Origin of the sequence: Allobosea sp. TAB14 (assembly GCF_052113865.1) — a bacterium.
Lineage (GTDB): Bacteria > Pseudomonadota > Alphaproteobacteria > Rhizobiales > Beijerinckiaceae > Allobosea > Allobosea spartocytisi.
In genome coordinates, this window is record NZ_JBFRDQ010000081.1 from 1 (window position 1) to 632 (window position 632).

The window sequence follows — 632 nt, forward strand, 5'->3', positions numbered from 1 at the left end:
CCCGATGACCAGCACGTCCAGCGTGCTCATGCTGCGATGCACGAGCACCTTGTCGATGACGACCTGGAAGAACAGGGGCGAGATCAGGCCGAAGAACTGGAGGAAGAAGGACGCGATCAGGACTTCGCCGAGAAGCCAGCGATATTTGTGGATCGCGCCCATGAACCAGGTGATGTCGAAACGGCGGGCGAGGTCGGTCAGCGTCGCGCGCTTCGTCATCAGGACGAGCCGGCCGTCCCAGATCGCTTCGAGCTCGGCCCGCGACATCACACTCGGCCGCGGGGCGTTCGGCGCCTGGACGAGGATCTGGTCCTCGCCGCAGCGGCCCAGGACCAGGAAGCTGCCGTCGCGCATCGCGGCGATCACCGGCAGCGGCGTGCGCGCCAGCCGCTCCCAGCTCGTCGTCACTGAGCGGGCCTTGAGGCCCAGGCCCTTGGCGCAGCGGATCATTTCCGAGACCCCGATCGGCCGACCGGGAAATTGATGCTGGATCTGTTCCGGAAGGACGCTCACGCCCTGGCTGCGCAGGATGAAGATGAGCGCAGTCAGGCCGTCGTCAGATCGCGGATGGGTATCGTTATCGGGATTTTCCAAGTGGTGGCCCCGCATACATGCTGTTTGAGGCGTGGGGG

The 632-nt window shown here is 65.2% G+C and carries 1 protein-coding gene; it reads right to left on the minus strand.

Features of this window, described 5'->3' with window-relative positions:
* Positions 1-609: cysteine peptidase family C39 domain-containing protein (locus tag AB4Y99_RS13850; protein ID WP_441523718.1), on the minus strand; the 609-nt coding region annotated here is incomplete at its 3' end.
* Positions 610-632: the final 23 nt, after the last annotated feature.